General features: G+C 70.5%; 4 protein-coding genes and 1 pseudogene. 2 read left to right on the top strand and 3 right to left on the bottom strand.

The features are described 5' to 3' along the window. Window positions 1-788 (top strand): PucR family transcriptional regulator (locus AC31A1_RS46815; protein WP_489659160.1); only part of this gene is annotated, 788 nt, incomplete at its 5' end. 80 nt (window positions 789-868) lie between these two features. Then, a complete protein-coding gene (locus tag AC31A1_RS46810) occupies window positions 869-1,660 on the top strand; it encodes a phosphatase (protein ID WP_489659159.1) in 792 nt (263 codons plus the stop codon). A gap of 31 nt (window positions 1,661-1,691) precedes the next feature. Here the strand turns inward: AC31A1_RS46810 and AC31A1_RS46805 are convergent. From AC31A1_RS46805 to AC31A1_RS46795, 3 genes and pseudogenes are all read right to left on the bottom strand, one after another. Then, window positions 1,692-2,240: pseudogene (locus AC31A1_RS46805) on the bottom strand (cation diffusion facilitator family transporter); the annotation flags it as partial. Window positions 2,241-2,629: 389 nt separating this feature from the next. Continuing rightward, window positions 2,630-3,496 (bottom strand): acyl-CoA thioesterase, encoded by an 867-nt coding sequence (locus AC31A1_RS46800; RefSeq protein ID WP_489659158.1) that lies wholly within the window; start codon window positions 3,494-3,496, stop codon window positions 2,630-2,632. Between the two features lie 35 nt (window positions 3,497-3,531). Further along, complete coding sequence (locus tag AC31A1_RS46795) at window positions 3,532-4,689, bottom strand: acyl-CoA dehydrogenase family protein (protein ID WP_489659157.1); 1,158 nt, start codon at window positions 4,687-4,689, stop codon at window positions 3,532-3,534. Window positions 4,690-4,885: the final 196 nt, after the last annotated feature.

Below are 4,885 nucleotides of genomic sequence, written 5' to 3'. Positions count from 1 at the left end.
CCGGCGCCCACCTCGCCGCGTACGCCCTGGGTACCGGTCAGGGTTTCGTCCTGGGTGTCGCCGCCCCGCGGCGCGCCCCCGGCGACCACACCATCGCCTCCGTCGCCGCCGTACTCCTCTCCCTCCTCACCGGCGAACACCAGAGCCGCACGGGAGCGGACCGTTCGTCGGCGCTCGTACGGCTGCTGCTGGGCGCCCCGCCGGAGGACGTCGCGTCGCTGCTCGGCGGGGACCGGTGGGTCGTCGTGCACGCACGACCGGACACGCCCGCGCCCGACCCCGTCGCCGCGTCCGCGCTCGGCGCCGCCCTCGGTTCCACGCTGATCGACCGGGCACCGGAGGTCGTACGGGTACTCCTCCCCGCCGATCGCGAACCCGCCCCGCAACCCGGCTGGGCCCTAGGGGTCAGCGCCCCCGTCGCCCCCGAGGACTGGCCCGCCGCCGACACCCAGGCGTCCCGTGCCCTGGCCCGCGCCCGTGCGACCCGTACCCCGCTGGTACGACACGGTTCCTCCGGCCGCGCCGGGCTCGACGGACTCGTACCGCACGACGAGGCCGAGGCACACTCCCGCACCCTCCTTGCTCCGCTCGCCGCGCACCCCGCGCTCACCGAGACCCTGCGCACCTGGCTCTCCCTGCACGGGAGTTGGGACCGTACGGCGGTTGCCCTGGCCGTGCACCGCAACACCGTGCGGCAGCGGATTTCGCGGTGCGCGGCGCTGTTGGAGGCGGATCTGGACGATCCGGACGTACGGATGGAGCTGTGGTTCGGCCTGCGTCACCTCTGAGTGACCCAGTGCGAGTGATCCACATCCCAGCGTTCGGGACGCCGGGCGGGCGCACATCCCTCTGCTCCACAATGGGAACCATGCCGATACCCGGGACCCCCAGCCGCGCCGAGCTCGTCGATCACCTTGTGAAGACCCGTATCGCGGGCGACGTAGCCACGCCCCGTGAGAACAACCTCTCGCACTACCGCAGGCTCGCGAACGGCGACCGCCACTACTGGTTCGGCCTGGAGCTCGGGGACCGCTGGACCGACGAGCAGGACGTGCTCGCGGTGATGGCGGAGCGGGTGGGTGTGAACGACGATCCCGAGTACCGCTACGGCCAGGACACCATCGACCCGGAGCTGACGGTCGAGGGTCTCGACCGGCTGGCGGCGCGGCTGCGCAAGGCGGCCGACGGGCGGCAGCGGGTGCTCTTCGCGACCGGTCACCCGGGCGGTCTGCTGGACGTGCACCATGCCACGGCCGCCGCCCTGCGCACGGCCGGCTGCGAGATCGTCGTGATCCCGGACGGGCTCCAGACGGAGGAGGGGTACGTCATGCAGTTCGCGGACGTGGCCGTCCTGGAGCACGGCGCGACGCTCTGGCACACGCACTCCGGTGAGCCGATGAAGGCCATCCTCACCGCCCTGGAGCGCGAGGGCCGCCCGCTGCCGGACCTGGTCGTCGCCGACCACGGCTGGGCGGGCTACGCGGGGCGGCACGGCGTCGACTCCGTCGGGTACGCCGACTCGAACGACCCGGCGCTCTTCCTCGCCGAGTCGGAAGGCACCGTCCAGGTGGCGGTCCCCCTCGACGACCACGTCGTCAGCCCCAGGTACTACGACCCGATGACGGCGTATCTGCTGGCGGAGGCCGGACTGTCGTCCTGAGTACCTGGCTCGGCCGGGGACAACTCCCCTGTCACGGCCAGGGGTTGAGTCCTTCGGCCCGGCGCTGCGCGTACCCGGGTGTCGGGTCCAGGTACACCCGGTTCACCGACGGGAACGCCTCGCGCAGTCGCTGCTCGGCCTGTTCGCAGGCCCACTCGATCTGCGCGGCGCTCGACCTGTCCCGGAAGTCGATCTTCGCGGCCACCAGCGCCTCGCGCGGGCCCTGCACGAGGGTCGTCAACTCCAGTACGGCTTCGATGTGTTCGACCCCGAGCAGCTCCTCCCGGATGCGGTCCCGCATGGCCTTGGGGAGCGGGCGGCCGATGAGGAGTTCCGCGTTGGAGCGGCCCAGCACCCAGGCGACGTAGAGCAACAGGGCGCCGATGCACAGCGAGGCGATGCCGTCCCAGACGCCGGAACCCGTGAGCTGGCCGCCGAGCAGGCCGCCCGCCGCGAGGACCAGGCCGACCAGGGCGGCGGAGTCCTCAAGGACTACGGCCTTCACGGCGGTGTCGGGGGTGTAGCGGAGGTAGCGCTTGAAGGAGGCGTCGAAGCGGGCCGCCTCGCCGCGCGCCCGTTTTCGCTCGGGGCCGGCGAAGACGCCGCCGCAGAAGTTGTGGCGGCGAGCATCGCCGAGCATCGCCCAGATTTGGCGCCCTCCCCGTTGCCGGGGATTCTGGTCCGCGCCGCCAGGCGGCGCCACCGCGGGTTCCTGCTTCATCGGCGTCGGCCAGCCCCGAGAGTCTGGTCTTACGTCGCCTCCACAGGCGTGACTTTCCGCCCGCCCGGCGGTAGGTCAGGCAACTCTGCTGCCTGACAGGACAAACGTAGCCTTCCAGCACCTCCGCCGGGCAGGTTTCTCCCGCCTTCACCCGAAAGTGACGGCGGCGACGATCACCGTGAAGGTGGACTCGCCGCCGCCGTCTTCCTGTTGTGCCGCGACTTCCGTTTCCGCCATGTCCCCCAGTCTCACCGAGGAACCCGGACCACGCCCTCCTGAATGACGGAGATGGCCAGTTGGCCGTCCTGCGTGTAGATCCGTGCCTGCCCGAGCCCCCGCCCGCCGGACGCCGACGGCGACTCCTGGTCGTAGAGCAGCCACTCGTCCGCGCGGAACGGCCGGTGGAACCACATCGCGTGGTCGAGCGAAGCCCCTACGACATCCCCTACGGCCCAGCCGCCGCGGCCGTGCGCGAGGAGGATCGAGTCGAGGAGGGTCATGTCGGAGACGTAGGTCGCGAGTACTACGTGGAGGAGCGGGTCGTCGGCGAGCTTGCCGTTGGTGCGGAACCAGACCTGCGAGTGCGGTTCGCGGGGCTCGCCGAACTTGCCGTACGGCGGCTCCTCGACGTAGCGCAGGTCGATGGCCTCGCGGGCCTCCAGGAACTTCTCCACGACCGCGGGGGCGATGTGGTCGTAGCCGCGCAGCCGGTCCTGGGAGGTGGGCAGCGTGACCGGATCGGGGGCGGCCGGCATGGGGGCCTGGTGCTCGAAGCCGTCCTCGTGTTTCTGGAAGGACGCGGACAGGGCGAAGATCGGCTGCCCGTGCTGGACGGCGACGGTGCGGCGGGCGCTGAAGGAGCGGCCGTCGTTCATGCGCTCGACGGTGTAGACGATGGGCGCGCCGGGGTCGCCGGGGCGCAGGAAGTACGCGTGCAGGGAGTGGGCGAGGCGGTCCTCGGGGACCGTGCGCCCGGCGGCGACGAGGGCCTGGGCCGCCACCTGTCCGCCGAAGACGCGGGGGACGACGGCGGCCTGGGACCGGCCGCGGAAGATGTTCTCCTCGATCTGCTCAAGATCGAGCAGATCGAGGAGAGACTGAAGTGCCTGGCTCATGGCACCTTTTCTACTGGCCGGTAATTTCGGGGACCTTACAGGCCCATGTCCTTCGCGATGATCGTCTTCATGATCTCGCTGGTGCCGCCGTAGATGCGGTTGACGCGGTTGTCCGCGTACAGGCGGGCGATCGGGTACTCGTTCATGAAGCCGTAGCCGCCGTGCAGCTGGAGGCAGCGGTCGATCACGCGGTGGGCGACCTCGGTGGTGAACAGCTTGGCGCTGGCCGCCTCGGCGGGGGTCAGCTCACCGGCGTCCAGGGCCTCGGTCGCGCGGTCCACGACGGCCTCGGCGGCGTCCACCTCGGCCTGGCAGGCGGCCAGTTCGAACTTGGTGTTCTGGAACGCGGCGACGGGCTGGCCGAAGACCACGCGCTCCTGGACGTACTGCTTCGCGAACCGGACGGCGGCCTTGGCCTGCGCGTACGCGCCGAAGGCGATGCCCCAGCGCTCGGAGGCGAGGTTGTGGCCGAGGTAGTAGAAGCCCTTGTTCTCCTCGCCGAGGAGGTCCTCGACCGGGACCTTCACGTCCACGAACGCCAGCTCGGCGGTGTCGGAGGTCTTCAGGCCGAGCTTGTCGAGCTTGCGGCCGACCGAGTAGCCCTCGGCCTTGGTGTCCACCACGAAGAGGGAGATGCCGTGGCGGCGGTCCTCCTTGCTGGACGGGGCGGTGCGGGCGCAGACGATCATGCGGTCGGCGTGCACGCCACCGGTGATGAAGGTCTTGGCGCCGTTGAGGACGTAGTGCGTGCCGTCCTCGGAGAGCTTGGCGGTGGTCTTCATGCCCGCGAGGTCGGAGCCGGTGCCCGGCTCGGTCATCGCGATGGCCCACATCTCCTCGCCGGAGACGAACTTCGGCAGGTACTTCTTCTTCTGCTCGTCGTTGGCGAGCAGCTTGATGTAGGGCAGGCCGAGCAGCACGTGCACACCGGAGCCGCCGAAGGAGACACCCGCGCGCGCGGTCTCCTCGTAGAGGACGGCCTCGAACTTGTACGAGTCGATGCCCGCGCCGCCGTACTCCTCGTCCACGCGGATGCCGAAGACGCCGAGCTCGGCGAGCTTGTAGTAGAACTCGCGCGGCGCCTGGCCGGCTGCGAACCACTCGTCGTAGACGGGGACGACCTCGGCCTCGATGAAGGCCCGCAGGGTCTCCCGGAACGCCTCGTGGTCCTCGTTGAACACAGTACGGCGCACCGCCGCCACCCTTCTTTCGCGCCTGAACCGGCGCCGCTCTCGCGGATGTGGTTGCTCGCCATCGGGGTTGCTCAATTGATGGTCGCGGCTCGATGGCTAAGCGCTTGCTCAGCCTTGAGCGTACCGGCCGGTAAGCAGGGGCGTCCAGTGGATCGGGGACGTAACGCTCGTCACGCCGTCGCTCCGCTCACCCACC

Source organism: Streptomyces sp. P5F9 (assembly GCF_057961495.1).
The sequence above is the reverse complement of the archived record's forward strand: the minus strand, read 5'-3'. Positions and strand labels throughout refer to the sequence as shown.